Below are 24932 nucleotides of genomic sequence, written 5' to 3' on the forward strand. Positions count from 1 at the left end.
TTTCACTCAAAACAGGGTTTAAATTCAAAAAAAACTTAATATTTAGGAAACTTTTTTCGTTTTACCTTTCTTATAAATAAGTATTTATATACAAAAAACAATCTTACATTAGAGATTAGTCTTTACCTCTATTTAACTTATTCTTAAAAAACGCTTTTAAAAATTAATTTATTTTATTAAAATCTTTTTTCTAATAGTGTATTGATCTGATTTTATATCTAGCAAATAAACTCCTTTAGGATTATCTGAAATATTAATTTCATCATTAGATGTTAAAGATTTGAATGATTTTTCAAAGACTAATTTACCTGAAACATCATATATAGCCATTTTTAAAGGTTCATTAATATTAACATTTAATCTAAAAACACCATTAGAAGGATTAGGAAAAACACCTCCTTTATTCACATCTAATTCATGATTTTCTAAAGCGAGCGTTCCGCTTGGTAAAGCTACTCTCCATATTCCTCTTCCATAAGTAGAAGCTGTTAAATTATTTTCAGAAGTATTAATTTTTAACTCTGTTATCTTAACTCTAGGTAGACCATTACTAAAAAGACTCCAAGAATTAGATTCTTCGTCAAAATAATATACCCCTAAATTTGTTCCTACATAAACAGAATTTTTTTCATTTCCTTGTGCAGCTATACAATAACTAACCGAATAAGGCAAATTATACGTTATATTTACCCAAGTCTTTCCTGAATCAGCTGTTTTATAAACCTTTGAACCGTATATTATATAAAAGATATTAGGATTTACAGGATTAAAACAAATTGCTACTAAAGTTTTTGCATACATCCCAGGAGCAGGAGGAAGATTAATAACCCTTGGGACCAAATTACCTGAACTATCTTTGTTTTCATCTGTATAAATTAATTCATCAAAATTAGGATTAGCAGCACTTTTTCTATAATACAACAACCTATTAGGATATAATGGATTAACTTTCATATTTCTTATATTATACCCATTAGAATTATTAGTTCTTGGTTGCCAAGACCTATTTTCTAATTCCTCTATTTCTTTCCAACCACCATAAATATTTCCCGCACTTGATATTTCAAGAGGAGTAACCCACTCTCCCCGTGGATGACTCACAACAAAAGAACCTTCTGCTTTTAAATTAAAATCATATTTATATAAATTTCCTCCATATTGTGTAAAACCGTATGCTAAATTAGGCATTACAGGATTTATTGCAGCATCCATACCATCTCCTCCATAGAAATTAACCCAAGTATCATTATCCGATATAAATCCCCCATTATCTTGTAAGCCTCCCACTAATCTAGAATTCGTAGATGGGGAAGTATCTATTTTATAAAACTGACTTATTTGTAAACCAAACGTTCTATTCACAAAAGTATTACCATTATCTTTAGAAATATAAATTCCACCATCTGATGATACATACACATTAGACCCTACTGTTCTTATATCATGAATATCCGCGTGTGTATATCGTTGATCTAAAACACTCCCCCAATGATTCAAAGAAGTAAAAGTCTTTCCTCCATCATTTGAACCCCATAAATTCAAACATCCCGTATAAACTAAATCTTTATTAGTTTGCGATACCGCCAATCCTAAATCATAATAGCTCTGGTAACTTTCTAAAACATTAGTTGAATCATTTTTAAGCGTAAACGTTTCTCCTGAATCAACTGACAAATAAACCCCTTTAAATCCATTTAAAACACCAGATGTATTAGCACCTAACAAATACAAATAATTAGAGTCCGCTTGAGTAGTTGCCATAATCATTTTTTTTACTCCCACAAAACTTTTCTTTAATTCCCAAGTCAAACCATTGTCAATACTCTTATAAATAAAAGTATCATCCCCATTTGAAGTAGAAGCATATACCACATTGGAGTCATTAGGCTTAAATGCAATCTGAAAAACAATCTCTTCCTCTGAAGTTTGCTCAAAAGTAAGCCCTCCATCCTGCGAACGATACACCCCTGAATTTGTCCCTACAATTACAACATTGCTATTATTAGGATCTATCAATATTGTTCTCCCATAATTTATATCCGTCAAACCCATTTTTATCCAAGTTTCACCCCCATCATTTGATTTATAAAGACCATCAAATCCTACATTTGCACCATCTGCATCTCCTGTCATTGCATATATAACGTTCGTATTGTTAGGATCTATCGCTAATCCTGAAATACCTATTGAATCAATAAAATCAGTTTTAGGAGACCAACTTAATCCTCCATCTGTAGATTTCCAAACACCTCCTGTAGCTGCTCCTATATAAATTACATTTTCATTAGTAGGATCCGTAACAGAACAGTTTACCCTACCCTGCCCTGTACTCCAAGAACCTTTATTAGTATATGTAAAAGGACCAACAGGTGTCCACAAATTATTTAATGCCTCTCTATAAACTTGATCACTTAAAGAAGGGCTTTCTTTAAATTCAACTTTCATCTTATTAATAGCACTCGAATTAGGTAAATAACCATTCTCATCTACCTCAAAACTTGCCATATATTTCCATCTCTGATATACCTTCCATCCACTCCCCTTTGCATTAATATCACGATTATTAAAAGATTCTTCCACTCTTCTATCAATTTCATCAAATTTAATAGTCTTATTTTCAATTGACTTATATAATTTTTGATTAAAAATAAAAGACTGTGAATAAAAATTAAAATTTAAAAACAATAATGTTGTTACTAAATAGTTTCTCATAATCTTGTTTGTTATTTTTACACAAAATAAACCAAAATAATAACTAATACTTTAAAAAAAACGACGAAACGCACAAAAATCCTTTCAAGTGTTTTGAAATTCAAATTTCATTTTTCAAAAAGTAAATATTACATTTGCAATGACAAACACAACAACACACAACAATGATTCATTTTTTTGGTAACTCAACCAACACTGTATTTGCTGTACAAACGCAAAACGAATTATCGACAGAAGATATCAACAAATTAAATTGGCTTTTTGGCAACGCACATAAAATAGAAAAATCCGTATTGGCGGATTTTTTTGTTGGTCCTCGTGCCGCTATGGTGACTCCTTGGAGTACAAATGCCGTTGAAATCACTCAAAATATGGGTATCATTGGAATTATTCGAATTGAAGAGTTCCAAAAAGTTACTCCTGATTTTTCAGATTTCGACCCTATGCTGTCTCAAAAATACGCCGAGTTAAATCAAGATATTTATACCATCAATATTCAACCTGAACCCATTCTGGAAATTGAAGATATTGAAGCCTATAACCAACAAGAAGGTTTGGCATTAAGCCCAGAAGAGGTTGAATATTTACATAATCTTTCTACTAAAATAGGAAGAAAACTAACCGACTCTGAAATATTTGCTTTCTCACAAGCGAATTCAGAACACTGCCGTCACAAAATTTTCAATGGGACTTTTGTTATTGATGGCGAAGAACAGCCTACTTCCCTATTCAAATTAATCAAAAAAACTTCTGAAACACATCCTAACGATATTGTTTCGGCTTATAAAGATAATGTTGCTTTTGTTAAAGGACCAAAAGCGGTTCAGTTTGCACCAAAAAGTGCTGACAAACCTGATTTCTATCAAGAAAAAGAATTTGAATCGGTTTTATCCTTAAAAGCAGAAACCCATAACTTTCCTACTACTGTAGAACCTTTTAACGGAGCAGCAACGGGTTCAGGAGGTGAAATTCGTGACCGTTTAGCAGGTGGACAAGGTTCATTACCCTTAGCAGGTACGGCGGTGTATATGACATCGTACTCAAGATTAGAAGAAACTCGCCCTTGGGAAAAGGGAATGGAGGAAAGAAAATGGTTATACCAAACTCCAATGGATATTTTAATTAAAGCATCTAATGGTGCTTCCGATTTTGGAAATAAATTTGGGCAACCCCTTATTACGGGTTCGATTTTAACTTTTGAACATCAAGAAAATAATTCATCGACAAACTCCGACAGAGTTTTGAACTCTATTGGAGTTGAAAACAGAAAATTAGGATACGACAAAGTAATTATGCAAGCGGGTGGTATAGGTTACGGAAAATTAGATCAAGCTAAAAAACACGAACCTAAAGCGGGCGACAAAATAGTTATTTTAGGAGGAGAAAACTATAGAATTGGTATGGGAGGTGCTGCGGTATCTTCTGCCGATACAGGTGCTTTTGGTTCAGGTATCGAATTAAATGCTATTCAACGTTCTAACCCAGAAATGCAAAAACGTGCTGCTAATGCTATTCGTGGGTTAGTAGAAAGTGATAATAACCCTATCGTTTCAATCCACGACCACGGTGCTGGTGGACACTTAAACTGTTTATCAGAATTAGTAGAAGCTACTGGTGGACACATCGATTTAGACAAATTACCTGTTGGTGACCCTACCCTTTCGGCTAAGGAAATCATTGGTAATGAATCGCAAGAAAGAATGGGATTAGTCATTGGTGAAAAAGACATTGAAACACTAAACCGTATTGCTGAAAGAGAACGTTCACCTATGTACACTGTGGGTGATGTAACTAACGATCACCGTTTTACTTTTGAATCGAAAACAACGGGTGCAAAACCAATGGATTATGCTTTAGAGGATTTCTTTGGTAGTTCACCTAAAACGATTATGACCGATAAAAAGGTTAATCGTAACTATTCAAATCCTGATTATACTGTTGCTGATGTTCCAAACTACTTAAACAAGATGTTGCAACTAGAAGCCGTAGCTTGTAAAGACTGGTTAACCAACAAAGTTGACCGTTGTGTAGGTGGTCGAGTTGCGAAACAACAATGTGCAGGTCCGTTACAATTACCATTGAATAATGTTGGGGTAATGGCATTAGACTATAAAGGAAAAGAAGGTATTGCGACTTCTATTGGTCATGCGCCAGTAGCCGCAATTGTAGATCCAGTTGCAGGTTCTAAAAATGCGATTGGAGAAGCACTATCCAACTTAGTTTGGGCACCTTTAAAAGACGGATTACAATCAGTTTCCTTATCAGCGAACTGGATGTGGCCTTGTAAAAATGAAGGTGAAGATGCTCGTTTATATGAAGCAGTAAAAGGTTGTTCGGATTTTGCAATCGAATTAGGTATCAATATCCCAACAGGTAAAGACTCGCTTTCTATGAAACAAAAATACCCTAATGATGAAGTAATTGCACCGGGAACGGTAATTATTTCGGCTATGGGAAGTTGTTCCAACATTACTAAAGTAGTAGAACCTGTTTTAAAAAGAAACGGCGGAAACATATACTATATCAACTTATCACAAGATACTTTCAAACTAGGTGGTTCTTCTTTCTTCCAAATTTTAAATAAAATTGGTAATGAAGTTCCAACGATGAAAGATGCGGCTTATGTTAAAAAAGCTTTCAATACTTTACAAGACTTAATCAAAGATCGTAAGATTAATGCGGGTCACGATATAGGAAGCGGTGGTTTGATTACTACTTTATTAGAACTATCGTTTGCCGAAGTAGATTTAGGAGCAACATATGATTTAAGTGTATTGGGTGAAAACGATACTATAAAAGCTTTATTCAATGAGAATATTGGAGTAGTTTTCCAAGCAGATGCTACAGTTGAAGCTACTTTTAAAGCTAACGGAATTGAAATTTTCCACATAGGTACAGTAACTGAAGGTGATATCATTTCGATTAAAAACGGAAATGACCACTTTACTTTCTCTGTAACAGAAACAAGAGATACTTGGTACAAAACCTCGTACTTACTAGATACAAAACAATCACGCAACGGTATGGCAGAAGCGCGTTATGCCAACTATAAAAACCAACCATTAGAATTTGTATTCCCAGCGAACTTTGATGGTAAGATTGCTTCGTATCCTCGCAATGACAGACCTAAGGCTGCTATCATTCGCGAAAAAGGAAGTAACTCAGAGCGTGAAATGGCAAATGCAATGTACTTAGCTGGTTTTGATGTAAAAGATGTACATATGACCGACTTAATCTCTGGTCGTGAAACTCTTGATGATATCCAATTTATTGGAGCTGTGGGTGGTTTCTCTAATTCAGACGTATTAGGTTCGGCAAAAGGTTGGGCAGGTGCTTTCTTATACAACGAAAAAGCAAATACTGCTTTACAAAACTTCTTTAAGAGAGAAGATACTTTGTCGGTTGGAATTTGCAACGGTTGTCAGTTGTTAATGGAATTAGAATTAATTAATCCAGAACACGAAGTACATGGCAAAATGCACCATAACACTTCTAACAAACACGAGAGTGGTTTTACTTCAGTTAAAATTCAGAAGAATAACTCGGTGATGTTATCTTCGTTAGAAGGAATGACTTTAGGAGTTTGGATTTCGCACGGTGAAGGTAAATTCAAATTACCATACAGTGAGGATAAATACAACATTGTAGGTAAATATGCTTACGAAGGTTATCCTGCTAACCCAAATGGTTCCGACTATAACACTGCCATGATGTGCGACACCACAGGACGTCACTTGGTAATGATGCCACATATTGAGCGTTCGATCTTCCCTTGGAACTGGGCACACTACCCAGACCGCGAGCAAAAAGATGAAGTTTCGCCTTGGTTAGAGGCTTTTGTCAATGCTAGAAAATGGATTGAAAATCAAAATAAATAAAAGGAAAGCGGTTGTAAGACCGCTTTTTTTGTGGGGATTTTTTTATATTTGGATTTAGTAATCTTTTACTATTTAAAACAACTAATAAACTAGACTGACAATGGGCTCAAAATCTGATGCTTCAAAAAAAATACTTGGCTTTAAATATCAAGAAATGGTTGCTTTAAAAGAATGTTTTGAGGCTAAAGATGGATTAAAAATATTTTTAGAATGCTTCGGAGATATCTCTGATGGAGTTACCTCTACAGAAGTAAAGCATTCAATTGACGAAGATAAAAATCTAATAAATACTCATATTGATTTTTGGAAAACACTTTCAAATATAATTGATGATTATGATAACTTTAGGTTTTACAATAAATTTATACTTCACACGACTGCCAAAATTAAAAAAGGCTCAATATTTGAAAATTGGATTAATGACAGTGCAGATGATATAGTGGAAAAACTTTTAGGAGTTAAATCAAATGATACAATCAAAGACTACTTTGAAAATGTCAAAAATTCAAATAGTGAGGACTTAAAAAATATAATCAATAAATTTGAAATAAAAGATAATCAGAAATCAGCTAAAGAGTATTATGTAGAAATATTACTTGAACACTCAGCAATTATAAATATTGTAACTAAAGAAAATAGAGAATCTTTTATTTGTTCTCTATTAGGCTATATTTCAAAAGAACTTATAACCGCAGAAAATTATCAATGGAGAATTGATATTGATAATTTTAGAGACAGTTTTCAATTTTATGCAAATCATTACAGAATAAGTGATTTAAAATTCCCTATTTCTAAAATCGAAGCTGATTCTGATTTAAAAGATAACTTTCATTTTGTTAAAGAATTGGAAAGGATAAGATATGATTCTGCTATTGGCGTTTCAATGAAAAATTATCTACGTGCTAATGACAGTCAAATAAAAATGATTAATGCTAGAAAAAGTCTTGTAGAAAATCTTGAAAACTATGATGAAGAAATATTTGATATTGCTGATGAAACAAAATATTCACATATTGACCAACTTACAGATACTTGCGACAAAGAAGAAAAATCTAGAAGATATTTTGATGCAACCATAGATAAAGTATCTACTAAAACAAAAATTGAGGGTGTTACCCAAACAAGTTCATACTATCCAAAGGGAAGATTTTTGTATAATATTGAAAATGGGGCTTTAAATTTAAATTTGAGAAATGAAAGCGAGTGATATAGAACGTTTAACATTTACGCCTTTCCACACATCTAAAATTTTACATCATTTTTTAAGTGGCATAAATTCGGTAAATAAAAATGGTATAAAAACTGAGTTGATATATTTAGTTTTGCCATTCATACATTCAGAAAAAATTCAAAAAAAACTAGAAAATTTAAACAAAACATCAAAGTTCAACAACTTCATTGACAATCCAAAATTTGATATCTTTTTAAATGATATAAATGAAAATATTCAGAAGTTTAGAAAAACGACAAACAATGCAATTATTGTTTTATCAAATGATGTGAAATTAAATATAGATAAATATATAATTCCTGAAATAACAATCGATTATAAAACTGAAAAAGATAATTATCTAAAAGGAATTTATAAATCTGCTTTTAATCTTGGAGTTATATTAGGCAAAGAAGATTATATAAGTGCAATAAAAAAACTAAGATTAACTGAGTTATGAGCATAATTTTAAAACAGATTGTAGCATTCAACGAATCAGGAGAGAAGAGAAGTATTCCTTTTGAAGAAGGGTTAAATATAATATCAGGTGATTCAAAGACAGGTAAAAGCGCATTAATTGAAATTGTAGATTATTGTTTATTCTCTACAAGATCAAGTATTCCTGTAGGTGAGATAATAAATTTCACTAATTTATTTGTTGTTATTTATAAAGTCAAAGATTTCTTTATTGTTATTGGACGTCCAGCTCCAAAAACAGGGAATATGAGAAGTGCATATTTAAAAGTTGAAACCGATTATAATAATATTGAGAATTTAGACTACAATTATTTTAATGAATTAGCTTTAAAACCAATTAAAGATGATGTCCAAAATGATTTTGAAGAACTTTTAGGGCTATCATTAAAAAAATTTGAATCCGATTATGAAAGTTTCGGAAAGCTTTCGATCAGAGATACAGTATCATTTCTTTTTCAACATCAAAACCTCATTGCGAATAAACACGCATTGTTTTATAGATTTGATGATTTAATTAAACGAAAAAGAGTAATTCAAGCATTACCTGTTTTACTTGGTGTTGTAGATTCTAAATATTACCAACTAATTAAATCTATCAGGGAATTAGAACTAAAAATAAAAGCTGAAGAAAAACTTATTGAGCGATTAAAACAAAAAGATTCTGATCAAATAGACATCATAAGAAACCACATACAAAATTATTATACTCTACTAGACCTTAGACTAGATAATGAATATAAATCATTGACTGAATTAAAAAAAATTGGAAGTAATCTTCCTTTACCACCACAAATAATTGATAATGAAAGTAAGTTATATACAAAAATTGATGAGTTAGAAAAAGAAATAGAATTACTTAATATTGAAAAAGCAGAAATTGAAAAAGCAATATCAAGTTTACATTCTAATACTGATGAAACTTTTGACTATGTTCAAAATCTTAAAAAAATTAATTCTAAACAAAAATATAATATTGAAAATTCAAATATAATATGTCCTCTTTGTGAAAATTCCGCAACAGAAATCAATGAAAATATTTCTAAACTAAATGATTCTAAACAAAGATTGATTGAAGAATTAACCAAAGTTAGTTCATATACGAAGGATAGCACACAAATACTTGAAAGACTGCAATCTGATAAAAAGAGAATTAATACACAAATAAAAACAATATCTAAAAATTTAGAAATTCTAAACAAAGAGAATGTTGATAATCAATTAATAAAAAATAAAAGGGAAAAAATTATTCATCAGAAAGGAGTTATTGAAACAACAATAAAATTTTCACTTGAAACAAATGATTTATCAAAATACCAGTCAACTTTAAAAGAGTTAAAAAAAGAATTACAAGAAAATAAAAATGAAATTTCAAAATATATAGATATAAATGAATTTAAAAAAGAGACTGAATTGTTCTTAAAAAATGAAATGGATAGGATTGCGGACAAATTAGGTTTTGAAAAAGCCCTAGACCCTGTAGATTTCTATTTTGATATTGATAATTTTCAATTTTATCACAAATATAAAGGTGAAGAAATAAAATTATATGAAATGGGAAGCGGTGCAAATTGGCTTGCTTGTCATCTTTCTATATTTTTAGCATTCCTACATTTATCTTGTAAAAATTCTAAATCCGTAATTCCAAATTTATTGATGCTGGATCAACCGAGTCAAGTGTACTTTCCTCGAACAGCAAAAAAAACTGATTTCAAAGAAAAAAAAGAGCAAAAAGAATATGATGAAAATATTGTTCAAGTAAGAAAAATTTTCAAAGTTCTAAAAGAAGAAATAGATTTCATCCATAAAAAAACTAATGTAAAACCTCAGATTATAGTTTTAGAACACGCAAATGATGATGAATTTCGAGAATATATCATTAAAGAGTGGGATAAAAATAAAGAAGAAGGATTTATATAATAGATTATTAATTTTTTTTTATGCAAAACGAACGTGTATTTAGAATACCTTTTGCTAGTGTTTATCCGCATTACATTACTAAAGCTGTGAAAATATTATCAAATAAATCAAAATGAAAACCATCCCATTCCTACTAATTCTATTATCGATTCTATCTTGCAAAAACAATGAAGAAGAACACAAAATACTCTACAATAAACTAATAGAATATAGAGACGAACTAAAAATGAATTATGTTAGTAAAGAAAATTACTTATTATATTATTTTAGTGAGAATAACGAATACTTAAAAAAAAGAAATGATAGCTTGAATAAAATAGTAATAAATTTCAAAAATGAATTTGAAAGGATTAGATATAACGTTGATAGAGATACCATTTTAAAACTTAGGGACAACTTCAACAAAGAACATTATCTTTATGTAAACTTTAAAAAATCGGAGTATAGTAAAAAACTACCAGACAGCATATTTAATAGGGTAATTGAAGTTGATATCTATAAATTAATGAATCAGTTTCAAGATAGGCAAATGTTTAGACGTGGTTGCTTATAAAATTAACATTATTTCAAAAATATTATGTGACTCCTCCCTAGGTCGGAGTGACAAACTATACGGTTATTCATTTACTATAAAAATTATTTATAATCTTGTCATCCCGACGCAAGGAGGGATCACATAAAGTGAGTAACACAATACTTGAATTTGATTTTCTGACTCCTCCTTATAGTCAAAATGAACAACTAGACCTTGGTTCATTTCCCCATAACCTTTTTTAGAATCCTCTTATTTTAATATAAAATAAGTTTATATTTACAAAAAACATTCAAAATGGGATTCGCTCTTTTATTACTATTCATATTTGTGCTAGTTTTATACTTAAAGACTAGTGACTTAAAAAAAGATGTCAAGAACACTTCATCTGATATTAATAAATTAAAAAAGGAAAATAATTCGTTAAAAAAAGAATTAGAAAGTTTGAAACTCAAGCTTGAGAACGGTTTTATTACTCCAACACCTAGTATACCCGAAACTGAGAAACCTTTTGAAGTCATACAAGAACAAAAAATTGAAAGTGTTTCACGCATTGATATCGAATTTGTTCCTTCTGATACTATAGAAGAAAAAAAAGTCGTGCCTGAACCTATTAACATTAGAACCGAAGTAACTCCCGAGTTTGTTACCCCAATTATTCCTGCCACACCTGATGAAAAAATAGAAGTAACTTCTACAGAAACCGATCAAGAAGTATTGTCAACAAAACCACCTGTTATCAATAAAATAGTTGAAGAAGAAAAAGAAACTGTTCCTTTTACAAAAGAACCTATTAAAGAGGAAGTTTATCAAGAAAGTGCTTTTTCAATTTTCTTAAAAAAAGCCGAAAAACAATTTGCAGACAATTGGACTGGAATTCTTGGAACTGCCATTATGGTTCTAGGAATTGGTTACTTAAGTATTTATACCGCTTTGAAAGTGTCGCCTTTTTTTAGAATCCTAATTTTATGGTTATATGCTGGCTTATTGATAGGTTCTTACTATATCTTAAAAAAGAAAGAAAAATGGATAAGTACAGGTTTATGGCTTCGAAGCGCAGGTGCCAGTTTGTTTTTATTTAGTTGTTTTGGTGCATCCCAAGTTGATGCTTTAACTTTTATTTCCAACACAACGTTAGGTTATACGCTTATTGGTCTTGGAATAGGTTTAAATTTATATATAGGTTACATCGTTAAAAAACAAACTTTTTTATCGCTACACGTTGTCTTGAGTATCTTAATACTTTGTGTGATTCCAGATAAATTATTAATTACATTTTTATTAGCAGCTATTACAGTTACAATAGGTATCATTCTTTCTTATAAAGAAAAATGGGAATATCACTTGTTAATAGTCATTATTGGTTTTGTGATATTCGATATTTGGTTCAATGCACAAGGAACAAAATTAACCACTACAGAAAACATTCTAGCTATTTTAGGTATCATTATGGTTGCAGATAGTTGTGTATTTATGCAATACAGAGCCATTTATGAAAACTCTCATTTTGACAAACCTGCCTTTATTACCCATTTGACCAATTGGCTTTTGTTTGCAACGGGATTAGTATTACACGCGACGGGAAGTAAATTTAAAATAGTTGTATTATTCCTAGGCGCCCTAATTTGCTTTTTTATGGCACTCAAAGCGCGAAAGAAAAAAGTGTACTGGTTATATAATTTAGACGGTATGGTTTCTTTTATATTAGCCGGATTGAGCATTATTATGTTGAATGATTGGAATATAGGACTTGATATTATTGCTTTTATTCTTTATTGTCTTGTTCTCGTTTGTTTATTCATTGTACATAAAGAGAAGGAAGTTCTACTGCATAAAATATTACTAGGTGTTAATCATTTTATGGTTGTTGCTTTAATTATTTTCTTTTTATTATTAGAAACCAATAGTATTGCTCCAAACCAGAGTTTTAATATTTTATTTTCTTCTATCCTACTCTTTTGTATAGCGATAGCTGTACCTATAATTTCTCAGATAAAAAAAGAATTTCTAGAAGTTGATTCTCTTTTCCTAGAAAAAAGCATTAGCATCAATGGCCTATTAGCGATGATTGTTTCAACTATTATTGTTTTGAAATGCAATGCTTTATACGGAAAGGCTTTTTACTATGCTGTAATTGCATTTGCCGGAATATGGTTTGTTTTAAAATGGAAATTTAAGGCTAAAACTTTTGAAATAGGTAGCGTTATTTTTTACTTACTGACTATCGTAATTGGTCTCTTGCTAATTCAAGTACAAGATAAAACCTATCAAGATGGACTGTTTAGTTTTGGTTTATTAAGTATCATAGTCCTAAATTGGTACCAAAAAGAATTTTACAAGAACGATTTTTATATTCGCTTTTTCGGAATTATGGGGGTAAATATTTTACTACTAATCTTTAGTTTTAAATATCTAACTCATTTTGAAACACTTCAAATTTTGAGTTTGTTTGGTATTGCTTTATTAAATCACGAATTTCTTTGGATTTCTTATAAAAGAAAAAATCTTTGCAGTAAGAATCAATCGATTTTATATCTGTTCTACTTTTTATTTATAATCATAGGTACTATAACTTTTATTTTCAAAACAACTGCTTTTTCAAATGCAAACATAGGTTTTATCAGCATTGGAATTCTACTTATAGAATCCTATGTTTTATTTACAAAAAGATTTAGAAAAAACATAGGTGACAATTTACCTAATTGGGAAAAATTGAATGTTTTTAATACCGAGTTTATCATTATTACAACATTGATCTTTGGTATCTCTTGTTTAAAAATGACGTACTTACCTATATACGTTGCCTCTTTAGGAGTACTTTTCTTTATCGCTTTTCAAAAATTTTCAGAATGTAAACGCTTTTTAGTGTATTCATTTGCACTAACTGTAGTTGCTATTATTTTAATGGTATCTACAGCTTTAAATAATTCTACAAATGATTATTTTGTTTACCTATCTCAATTTATAACATTTGCAATTACTTTAGGATACTCGTATTTATATATCACAGATAAGAATTTACCTGAAGATAAAAATTACTCATTTGTTCTGCCTTATATTCAAAATATTGGTCTGTTATTTTTATTACTTATCCAATTACAGACCAATTGTATTTCTTTATTTTTAATGTTTTTAGCAATTAGCAATTATTTTATAATTACCCGATTCAAAGTAAAAACCCACCCTTTTACCATCTCTGCAATTGGTTTACTTTCTATTGCTACTTCTTTATATTATAGTGTGTATAAATGGAATCATTTTAGCCTGATTGATTGGTTTTTACAATTAGGAGCGATTGCCCTTGGGGTAGTATTAATTGGTTTATTAAATAAAACAGAAAAAGTTGAAGCGCAAAAATCGTATAATCAAATTATCGTAAACACTTGGTTATCTTTTATTATGTTTTCTCAATTAGAACATCAATGGTTGCCTATTTTTTGGTGTGTCGTAGCTATACTAAATCTGTACTTGTATTATAAGAAAATTAGCAAAGTTAAAAACATCCATTTTGTATATTATTTGTTAGCCAATTTGCATCTTGCTTTCTTTAGTTTTAACTTTTATGAAACTAGATTTTTAATCTTTTATCTGTTACTATTTATTTTACTAGCTGTTTATATATATCTGAGTTATAAATGGGCCGAAGAATTTAAACAAAAAAACAGCCTGTTGATTTACCCTGCTACATTAAGTATAGGTTGCTTTTTATATTTGACATTTGATAAAGGAATATTAACCTTCTTCTGGATATTAGAAGCTTTAGGATTGCTTATTTTAGGAATTGCTTTGAAAGAGAAATATTTCCGATATGTATCGCTTTCTTTGGTTGGTTTGTGTATTATCCGACTGATGTTCTTTGATTTATCAAATGCTGACTTCCTGATTAGAGCTTTAGTCTTACTGGGCGTAGGTGTGGTATTGCTAGTAATGAATACTTTATTTAAAAAATATAAGGATAGGTTTGACTAAAATTAGTTTTTATGTGAATGATTTTATTTAAAACTAATATATTACTTATTTTAAGAGAGAGGAATATATTTTTCTATTTTTAAAAAAAGATTAGAGAAGATTAAATTAATAGGAATAGATTTTTATATAATAGTCTTTTGATAATCTACAGGCAAGTCAATAAATTAAGATTTTGAGGTAATAATATTACTTCATAAAATTTTATTAGTTTTGTATAGATGACGGAAAAAAATTTATATATCATCTCGGGTTGTAATGGTGCTGGAAAAACCACTGCATCTTTTGCCATATTGCCTGAAATTTTAGATTGTAAAGAATTTGTAAATGCAGATGAAATAGCAAAAGGACTCTCTCCTTTTCAACCTGAAAAAGTAGCCTTTGAAGCGGGTAGAATTATGCTTCACAGAATAAATGAGTTATTTATACAGAATGAAAGTTTTGCTTTTGAAACTACCTTATCAACAAGAAGCTATAAAAATAAAATAATTGAGGCTAAGAATGAAAATTATAATGTAACTTTGTTGTTCTTTTGGTTAAGAACAATAGAGTTAGCAAAAGAGAGAGTAAAAACAAGGGTAAAAGAAGGAGGGCATAATATACCTGAATATATTATAGAAAGAAGGTACAAAAAGGGTATCTTTAATTTATTTGATATTTATTTACCTATTGTAGAACAAGTCCTTATATTTGATAATTCAGAAGGAAATCATCAATTAATAGCTGAAAAATCAAGTAATGATGAATTAAATATCATAGATCTTAAAAAGTTCAACGAAATTAAAAATATTTATGACCAAAGAAGCTAAAATTGAACGTCGTAACAATATTATAAAAGGATTGGCTATAGCCTACCAAAAAATGTTAGAATTTAAGAAAGAACGAAATAGTGAGCTCGTTATCATTAAGGATGATAAAATTGTAAAAATTAAATTATAAAAAATATTTTTATTTTATGATTTAACTCTGAAAATCTAAGATTTTATTTCATATCGTTTTAAACTCAGATTAAAATAGACTCAGGCTGAAATCTATAGACAAGGCAGGTTCGCTCTTCCTTTATTTTTGTTTTTAAATAATTATCAGATATGATATTCAGATTAATAATTATCTAATAAAAAAACCTAACAATAATAGTTGTTAGGTTTTTTTATTTTAAAAATTTGAAATCCCTTTTTTAAATTTTTAAAATATCTATAATATGTATACTTGTTTTGTAATAGTTGCTCTTCCCCAATTATAGTTAGGAGGAGATGAGGACCACATATTAAAAAGGAAATTAGAATTAAAAGATGAATAATATTCTATATAACCATTAAGAGAATAGGTAATATTTACTGGAGAAGCTCCAGTGGTCAACTTTTCTATGTATGTATTAGTAATAGTTGCCATGTTTGCAGTGGAGCCATTTAATGGTGCAGTTTCATAATTATTTACAATTGTTGATTTCCTAGAGCCAGCTTCTGCTTCAGTTCCATTCTTTAAAAATCGAACGCCATAGTATCCTACTACTTCTTGTTTAGGAAAATTTGAAATTCCTATAGGAACGGAATAGTTTATAATAATTATACAGTTTTTATTTGCAGGAAGGCTAATATTAGTTGACAAACCTAAATTCAAATTATTAACTATACCAGGAGCTGCTATTGAATAATTAACAGGATTTGAAGCTACAACTCCATCTACATCTGAGAGAAGATGTGTATTAAATGTTCCTATATTTCCATTACTATCACTCGTAAGTATTTGAGTTGAACTTGTGGTAACAGGAATATTGCGAATTCGTAAATTTCCATTTACATCTAATGTGGAAGTAGGAGAAGAAGTTCCTATTCCTAAATTACCCGCACTTGTCACTCTTAATCTTTCAACATTATTGGTTCTTGTTACAAAGTCATTTGCATTTGTTGTTCCTATAAAATTAGTGTTTGGATTCGTATTATTGTTACCTAAAATACTCCAATTGGTAGGTGTAGATGTATTTTGATTGGTTAATAATAACCATTTAGTACCATCCCAATAATAAAAACCTGGTATTACATCATTTGGGGTTACACCTGCTGTTACAGTATTATAAACTATAGTACCTGCTACAATTGAGCCTCCTTGTGGATTTAACACGGGAGCTTCAATATTTGATGCCATCAATTCTACTCTTGGAGGTATTAACCCGCTTGTATTAGAACTAATATCTAATATTCCTTGGGGGGTTACAGTCCCAATTCCCACTTGTCCATTAATTAATATAGAACTTAAAATAATAAAAATTAACAATAGTCTTTTTTTCATCCCTCTTACATTTAAAATCATTTACAAATTTAATCAATTAAGATTGTTTTAGGTAATTTATAACAAAAATATTAGAGTTATCACTCTAAATATCAGTATTTTACTACAAAAACACTCTTGTATATAAAATCAAAATCAATAATCGTACCAAAAAATATAATACAAAAAATATCATTTAAACTTAAAATATACTGGATTAAAAATAAAGTTCTCGATACGTTTTTCATTTTAAAACAACTCGAACAAACGGTTGAGTATATAATTGAAATCATCGTTAGTTCGAGCGCGAAGCGAATTGAGAACCAACACTAGTTTCTATTGCTTTTGTAGGATAATGCCTAAATCAACATGCAATTTATAACTCCTACGTAAGGAGGTGTCTCATAATCAAGATTATGTAATTTCTCCTTTAGTCGAAATGAACAAGATTGCGAACTTTTTGTACAGTCTCAAGGATAAAAAATAGTATTATGAGGAAATTTCAAAGTTTAAATCGTATAAGACTTTGCTTAAAAAAATATTTTATGAATTATTATATATTTTAATAAAATTAAAATAAGCTCAAATAGTTTTTAACTCTTCTGAAATAGTACAAAAAGATAATACAAACAATGTTACTTATAGAGAAGAATTTTTAATAAGACAAAATAACAAGTTCAGGTTTATTTTTTTACTTTTCAAGTTTTTTATTTGGTTCTAATTTTAGAATTAAAATAGTAGAAGGGATCTATAAAAGTTTAATTATGAGTTGTCAAAATTAATTTTATTTTACTTGTTCTCCTTTTATAAATGTATTAATAGGTTTTATATAAGGAATAGCATCTATATCCACTGTCATCAAATCATTATCATAAATAACAAAATCAGCCCACTTTCCTATTTCTAAACTTCCTTTTTCGTTTTCTTCAAAATTAGAATAAGCAGACCAAATGGTCATTCCTTTTATGGTTTCTTCTCTAGATAAGGCGTTTTCTGGTTGAAATCCTCCTTCTGGGTAATTTTTTAAATCTTTACGGGCAACCGAAGCATAAAAAGTAAGCATAGGATTTACTTCTTCTATTGGGAAATCAGTACCTAAAGCAATTATTCCTGCCTTGTTTAGCATTTTTTTATAAGCATAAGAATGTTTAATTCGTTCTTTACCTACTCGTTGTTCAGCCCAATACATATCTGATGTAGCATGTGTGGGTTGGACGGAAGGAATAATATTAGAAGAAAAAGCATCAAAATCTTGTTCTCGTATTATTTGTGCGTGTTCAATCTTCCATCTTCTATTGGGTTTGTCTTTTAAAACTTCTTTATAAATATTTAATAAAACGGTATTAGTAGAATCACCTATGGCATGGGAGTTCATTTGATATTCTGAATTTGCTATTTGTTTTGCTATTTTTTGTATATCGGTTACTGATGATAATAATGCTCCATGATGATTAGAACGATCGCTATAAGGCTGGTGTAAACAGGCTCCACGAGAACCTAATGCACCATCTCCCATAAATTTAAAAGATCTTACATTTAAATAATCCGTTTTATAAGGTCCTAATTGAGTATATAAATCTACATTATCTTGACTGGCACTTACCATGGCATAAATATTTATTTTTAATTCTTTTTTTTGCTGTAATGAATCTATCAAGTGAATGGTTTCTTTTTCTAATCCTGCTTCATTAATGGTTGTTAAACCATATTGAAACATTACTTGTTGGGCATCTTTAAGTGCTTGTACTTGATTTTTTTTACTTGGCTTTGGAATAATATTATAGATTAAATCCATTGGATTATCAATTAAAATACCTGTTAGTGCTCCATTTTTCATTTGGATTTCTCCACCTAACACCTTTGTATTTGTTGTAATTTTTGCTAATTCTAGGGCTTTACTATTAGCTAGAAGAGCATGGCCATCAATTCTAGTTAAAACTATAGGTATGGTAGGAAACAATCTATCTAATTCTTCTTTTGTAGGAAATTCTTTAATTTTCCAATCATTTTGATCCCAACCACGTCCTGTTATAAAATCAAGATTTTTTTCTTTTTGAAAAGTAACTATTCGATCTAAAACTTCTTGGTAACTGTTAGTTCCTCTCAAATCTACTTTTTGAAGATTTAAGCCAAAACTATATAAATGAGCATGTGCATCATAAAGTCCTGGGAAAATATATTTTCCTTGTGCGTTAATCTTTTTAATTGATTGGTATTTTTTTATTATATCTGCAGTTTTTCCTATGTCTATAATTTTACCATTCTTTACTGCAAATGCTTCTGTTTTTGAAAATTTTTTATCAACGGTATAAACTGTAGCATTCGTAAGAATCATATCTGCTTTTTGTTTTTGAGCTGAAGAGGTAAGACAAGTCAAAAGACTTAATTGTATTATAGATAAAATGGATTTCATTGTGGTCTTTTTCTTTGGTAGATATAATGTTAATGAACTTCTAAAACTTGGTATAAGACACCGTTTAGATCAAATTGATGAGATACTGATTGTCCTATTATTTTTTTTGCTAAAGGAGAATTGGGTGAGATCCCAAAAATAACCTGATCGTTTAATGTTAGTTTAGGCAAAGCACAACTGATAAAAACAATTAATTTATTTGTTTTTACAAGACTTCCTAGACCAATATTTTTATGTTTTTGTGATGTATCTATTTTTTCTAAAATAGCTTTATATTCAATTGCTTCTCTTAATTTAGCGGATAATTTTTCTTGTTCGAGGTGCATCATAGATAAAGCCGTTTCATGTTTATCTCCTGCTGATCCTTTAGCATCATTTGAAGCATCTTCAGTGAGTTCTTTAATCATGTCTTGAAAGATGTCTACTCTATCTTGAAGTATTTGAAGATATTGGTTATGAATTTGTTGTTTTAATGTCATTTTAAGTATAAAATATTTTTTTGTAAAATATAATCATTAGAATAATAAGTATTATTATTAAAGAGTTCGTCTCTTTTATTTTTTTTATAAATCAAATTTATAACTTGCTCCTCCCAATATTTGTATACCTTGCACAGGATAGTTTAACCATTTTTGATAATTTTGATTAGCTAAATTATTACCTTTTATAAAAAATGTTAAACGATCGTTGTGTTTATAACCTGTATATGCGTTAATATCAAAATAGGCTTCAATATTTTGTATTGAATCTGGATAAACAAAATCTGTTATATTCTTAAATTGATCTTTACGCTCGCCTATATAAAATAGTTGTGTTCCTGCATACCATTTTTTACCTATGGTAAAATCTCCTAAAAAACCAACTTTTATAATTGGCAAATTCCATGCTTCTAATTGAGTGTTTGTTTGATAAGAATTAAAAGTTGTATTAATTCCTAATGTTATATTTTTGTTTATATCTCCTTTTAACTCACCAAAAAAGATAAAATTTTTAATATCATCATATACTACATCAAATGAATTTCCATAACTATAATTTTCTGTAGGAGTAGACAAATAAGGATTGCTAATAAAAAGGGCTTTATTCTTTATTGATTCGTAAGTTGATTTTAAATAATATGAAACTGTATTGGCTAGTTTCCCGTTTAAACCTACAAATAATGCGTATTGATGATCACTTGGTTGGGAATCTAAAGTAGGTGAAAAGAATTTATTTTGATTTACAAAATTTTGATAAGTTTGTTGCTCTAAACCTCCTTCTGCTCCAGCGGTTGTTACCATTAGATCTCCTACTATTTTATAAGAGGCATAAATTTTTGGATAGAAATAAAAACTTGATTGGGTTCCTTGATCTATTCCTGAGTAACGATTTTTTAATCGAGCTAAATAAGTTAATTCAACTCCAAAATCTAAAGACAAATCGTCTTTTTTAAAAGTAATACTAGGATGTGCGCTAAAAATGAATGAAGATTTCTGTATAGATAGATCTTTGCCTTGGTTGTTTTTATTTATTTGAAAACTTTTATCAAAAGAGGTATTAGCATAATCTAGGTTTATATTGAGTTTAAAGTCTGTCTGATTTACATCAAAGTTAAAACGAGGATTTAATATAAAACGATTTTCAGCAGATCCATAATCATCTAAAAATCCGATATAACGAACATTCATTTTATTTAAAAAGCTTTTAACGAACATTAGTTCAGCATCTGCCTTGAATGTATTATAGATGTGTTGAGGTTTTATAAGGTTAATATTGGTAGTATTGAAATTAGGATTCTTTAAGGGTAAACCATACCAATTATATCCTTCTCTATTGTAAGAAGCATCTAATTTTAATATATTTTGTTCAAATGTATAACTATAGAATCCACCAAGTAATAAGTCTTCATACCCATTATTTAATGGTATACCTGAAATACCTCCTCCTGAACCTAAATATCGCACGGTACCTCCTAAATATTGGCTATCATCTATATCATGAGCAATAAAAAGTTCTGAATTAAGCGTATTATAATTAGCATAAGCTGCTGATATATAATTAGCCCATATTTTTTCTTGTTTGCTTTTTTCTATCTGATCTGCTTTCCCTTTAGAAGGGACAAAGGTAGATGCTACTGGAAAGGAAAAAATCTGATATTTAATACTTTCTTTGGGTAAGGACTCTGTTTCATTTACAGGAGGCACTTCTTTTTGTTTAAAAGCATCTGAAATGGTGGGTGTATATGGTTTTACTACATTTATTATTTCTGTACCTATTGTATCATCTTTTTTTTGAGTGAATCCTTTTTGAAAAAAAAATCCTAATAAGATTATTGCATATATATTAATTCTATTCATCTATTTTCTTTTTAAAAGTAGCTATTTTTTATCATAAAGATGTTTTTAAAGCTGGTATTCTTGTCCTTTTTTTATTTAATAATTTACAAGACTTTACTTGTGTCAGAGTAAAAAGCTAAATATTTGTTCTTTATTTTTTTATAGCTTCTATTTTTAAATTTAGGATTACAATATTTTTAAAACATTATCCTTTTATGGAGGAATTTGTTTTTGCTTCTTCTATTTTTATTTTATTTAATTCTTCTTGTGCTTCAATAAGCACGTCTTCAAAATTTTTAAAATTTTTAATCACACTTTCTAATATATAGCTTGCTTGATAACTATCTTTTAATCCGTAAAAATTTTTTGCCATAATTATTAAACTTTTAGCTCCATAATATTTATATCCTGAATATTCTTTTGCTATTTTTTGTACGACTGCATTGGAAAGTTCAAATTTACCTTCTTTATTTTTAAAAAATGAATCATAGTATAATGCTTCTGCCATTAGTTCACCTTGAGCCGTTTTTTGAACGTTTATATAAGCTTCTTTTGCCTTGCTTTCATCTCCCACTTCTCTTGCAGCTCGCGCTACGATAATTTGAGCATCTGTTTTAAGATTAATTTCTGTTTTGGGATTCATTAATGTTTTTTCAGCATAAATCACCGCATTACTATAATCTTTCTTTTCATAATAAATCTTCATTAAATTGGCTTGTGCGTAAATTTTATTTTGTACAAAATCAGATTCGTTTTCTAAACGAGTTAAGTATAAAAGTGATTTATCTATATTTTGTTTTTTTAAGAATAATTCTGACAAACGAGTAAGTCCTTGCTCTGTGTATTCATTTCTTGATTTTGAAACTAAATATTCATAGTTAGGAATAGAAAGATCTAGCTGTTTTCTTTGGTAATATAATTCTGCTAAGTAAAAATGCGCTTTTATTATTTGAGTTCCATTTGGAAAGGTATTTATATAACTTTTTAAATTTAGTCCGACTTGTTCTTTGTTTTCTTGTATATATTGTTTTTCTATTGATTCCCAAGCATCATGATCTAACTCTTTGTCATTTACTTCTACAAAATCTAGTGTTTTAACCCAATTTGCATATTCTTGTACTTTTCCTTTATCTATATAAATAAGTCTAGCTGTTCGAACGGATTCATTAGCTTCTTCTGTTTTAGGGTATTCTTGTGCTACTTCTTTAAATTTTAACAAGGCTAAATCATCTTTATCTTCATTATAGAATATAAGACCTTGACGCAAAATAGCTTTTGCTGTATAACTTCCTTTTTTATACTCTGCAATTAACTGATCATATATTTTTATAGCGGCTGTAGTTTGTCCTGTTATAGTGTATGTATTAGCTAATTCATAAAGGGCATCATCACGGTATTGTGATTCTGTAAATTTTTTAATAAAATTATTGAGTTCTACTATTTTTCTTTCATTTTTACCTACAAAACCATGAGATATTGCTTTTTGAAAACTAGCATAATCTGTATCTATTCCTTTTAAGTTTATAACTTTATCATAAGTTTCAATAGCTAGATTATATTTAGAAGTTACAAAATAACAATCTGCTAATCGTAAATACGCATCTATTAGTCGTACTTTATCTTCTTTTGGATTTTCTGTGTATTTTTGAAAAAATTTTGAAGCTTGTTCATATTCTTTTAATTTAAAATAAGTGTAGGCTATATTGTAATGTATATTCTTATTTTCAATGGTAGATTTTGATTCTGAAAAGCCCAGAAATTGTTTATAACTTAGTAAAGCATTTGAAAAATCGTTTTGAATAAACTCTGTTTCTGCTTTCCAAAAGGCTGCACGAGTTGTAAATAGAGGATCTTTTTGTTCTTCTATAGATTTTTTAAATAAACTCCATGCTTCATTATAATTATTTTCGCCATATAATTCAAGCCCTCTATAAAAAGCTACTTTTTGATAAATTGCTCGATTTCCTATATTTTTATTTTTTTCAAGTAACAGTAATGCTTCCTTATAGTTGTGAGAAGTTACAAAAGAGTTAACTAATAATCTTTCGATTTCAATTTTATGAACTGTGTTAGGATATTTTTTTAAGAAATTAACCAATACCTCTGGTGTTGTTTGATAGGAGTTTCCTATATCATAACTCAAACGGGCATAATTTAGATAAGCATCTTCTTGAATTTTTTTATCAAAAATCATTTCAGAAGCGTTTTTAAAAGCGTTTAATGCTTGTTGTTTTTTATTGGTTTTTAAATAACTTTCTCCTAAATGATAATACGCATTTTGTGCAACTAAATCATTTCCTTCAATAATTTTATTAAAATAACTTATAGCATTATCATAGTTCTTTTTTTGATAAAAGGCATACCCTAACTGATAAAAATCCGTATTAGTCCATTTTCCTTCTTTTCCTTCATATTCTTTTAAATACGAAATACTTCTATCATATTCTTTTAAATTAAAATAACTTTCTCCTATAATTTTATTAAGCTCTGATTTCTCTTCTATTGTTGAATGAGGTATTGCTTTTACCCCTAAATCAATTGCTTTTTGAAAAGCACCTGACTTAAATGCCATGTCTGCTTGAAAATAAGAAATTTTCTCATTGTATCTAGTATCTTTAGCTACTTGCTCGAAATATTTAGTTGCTTCGTCATACTGATCTCCTTCATAAGCTAAAAATCCTAGATAATATTTAGCTTTTGAACCATATTCACTAGACTGAGTAACCTTATTAAAATATTGTTTCGCTGATTTTTTATCGTGAGTTGTAAAGAATGTATAAGCACGATAAAAATAATATTTTTCAAGTTCATCATGCGTTAATGCGGATTCATCTACTTTTTCAAAATATTCTAAAGCATAGGCAAATCTTCCTTTTTCAAAAAAGTAAGTTGCTAATTCAGAATAAGCTAAATTCATTTTGGTACTTGTAGGGTATTCCTTTATAAACAAAAGCATTTTTTGGTCTGCACTTTCTTGCCTTAACCTTAAAGAAGTGAGTGCGCTGTAAAAAGAACAATCTGATGCGGTTTCAAATGGAGCTGTTTTTTGTATTTTATCAAAAACCAACTGAGCAGCTAAATAGTTTTTACTTTTAAGAAGATTAATCCCTGTTTGATAAGAGCTAAGAGTATTTGTATAAATTTCTGACTGTTGACAAAAAACAGATAGACTTCTCAAAAAAAGAATGATGTATATATACAAAGGTAATTGACGCATAAGATATTTTTTGTAATTCAAATGTAG

Annotated in this window: 14 protein-coding genes; 8 read left to right on the plus strand and 6 right to left on the minus strand. The window is 29.3% G+C overall.

The window, feature by feature from the left end:
• Positions 1–168 precede the first annotated feature (168 nt).
• On the minus strand, positions 169–2712 hold the full coding sequence (locus ACUXZJ_RS13380) for a T9SS type A sorting domain-containing protein (protein ID WP_063743814.1): 2544 nt from the start codon (positions 2710–2712) through the stop codon (positions 169–171).
• Between the two features lie 164 nt (positions 2713–2876).
• Here ACUXZJ_RS13380 and purL point away from each other — a divergent pair, with 164 nt between their 5' ends.
• The 8 genes from purL (at position 2877) to ACUXZJ_RS13420 (ending at position 15631) form a co-directional block, all read left to right on the plus strand.
• Entirely contained in the window at positions 2877–6590 is a 3714-nt protein-coding gene (gene purL, locus ACUXZJ_RS13385; protein WP_446195230.1) for a phosphoribosylformylglycinamidine synthase, read from the plus strand.
• 154 nt (positions 6591–6744) lie between these two features.
• The gene (locus tag ACUXZJ_RS13390; RefSeq protein ID WP_145915597.1) at positions 6745–7797 is read left to right on the plus strand and encodes a hypothetical protein; all 1053 of its coding nucleotides are present in this window, start codon (positions 6745–6747) and stop codon (positions 7795–7797) included.
• Positions 7784–8260 carry a three component ABC system middle component gene (locus ACUXZJ_RS13395; protein ID WP_063743811.1) on the plus strand — a complete coding sequence of 159 codons (477 nt, stop codon included), beginning with the start codon at positions 7784–7786 and terminating at the stop codon, positions 8258–8260. Before ACUXZJ_RS13390 ends, ACUXZJ_RS13395 begins: the two co-directional genes overlap by 14 nt.
• Positions 8257–10194, plus strand: coding sequence for a DUF3732 domain-containing protein (locus ACUXZJ_RS13400; RefSeq protein ID WP_063743810.1), 1938 nt, complete (start codon positions 8257–8259; stop codon positions 10192–10194). Before ACUXZJ_RS13395 ends, ACUXZJ_RS13400 begins: the two co-directional genes overlap by 4 nt.
• Positions 10195–10306: 112 nt before the next feature.
• Complete coding sequence (locus tag ACUXZJ_RS13405; RefSeq protein ID WP_063743809.1) at positions 10307–10747, plus strand: hypothetical protein; 441 nt, start codon at positions 10307–10309, stop codon at positions 10745–10747.
• Between the two features lie 276 nt (positions 10748–11023).
• Positions 11024–14695, plus strand: a complete 3672-nt coding sequence (locus tag ACUXZJ_RS13410; protein WP_446195234.1) for a hypothetical protein — start codon at positions 11024–11026, stop codon at positions 14693–14695.
• Positions 14696–14913: 218 nt separating this feature from the next.
• Positions 14914–15501 carry a zeta toxin family protein gene (locus ACUXZJ_RS13415; RefSeq protein WP_063743807.1) on the plus strand — a complete coding sequence of 196 codons (588 nt, stop codon included), beginning with the start codon at positions 14914–14916 and terminating at the stop codon, positions 15499–15501.
• Positions 15485–15631, plus strand: a complete 147-nt coding sequence (locus ACUXZJ_RS13420) for a hypothetical protein (protein WP_163444449.1) — start codon at positions 15485–15487, stop codon at positions 15629–15631. The genes ACUXZJ_RS13415 and ACUXZJ_RS13420 overlap by 17 nt, the downstream gene beginning before the upstream one ends.
• 255 nt (positions 15632–15886) lie before the next feature.
• Here the strand turns inward: ACUXZJ_RS13420 and ACUXZJ_RS13425 are convergent, their stop codons facing one another.
• From ACUXZJ_RS13425 to ACUXZJ_RS13445, 5 genes are all read right to left on the minus strand, one after another.
• Entirely contained in the window at positions 15887–16981 is a 1095-nt protein-coding gene (locus ACUXZJ_RS13425; protein ID WP_123861994.1) for a hypothetical protein, read from the minus strand.
• A gap of 763 nt (positions 16982–17744) precedes the next feature.
• On the minus strand, positions 17745–19373 hold the full coding sequence (locus ACUXZJ_RS13430) for an amidohydrolase (protein WP_063743805.1): 1629 nt from the start codon (positions 19371–19373) through the stop codon (positions 17745–17747).
• A 29-nt stretch (positions 19374–19402) separates the two neighbouring features.
• Positions 19403–19852, minus strand: a complete 450-nt coding sequence (locus ACUXZJ_RS13435) for a hypothetical protein (RefSeq protein ID WP_060382495.1) — start codon at positions 19850–19852, stop codon at positions 19403–19405.
• 84 nt (positions 19853–19936) lie between these two features.
• Entirely contained in the window at positions 19937–21709 is a 1773-nt protein-coding gene (locus ACUXZJ_RS13440; protein WP_060382496.1) for a hypothetical protein, read from the minus strand.
• A 184-nt stretch (positions 21710–21893) separates the two neighbouring features.
• Complete coding sequence (locus ACUXZJ_RS13445; RefSeq protein WP_060382497.1) at positions 21894–24905, minus strand: tetratricopeptide repeat protein; 3012 nt, start codon at positions 24903–24905, stop codon at positions 21894–21896.
• Between the last annotated feature and the right edge of the window lie 27 nt (positions 24906–24932).

Source organism: Flavobacterium sp. TN-1 (genome assembly GCF_052828645.1).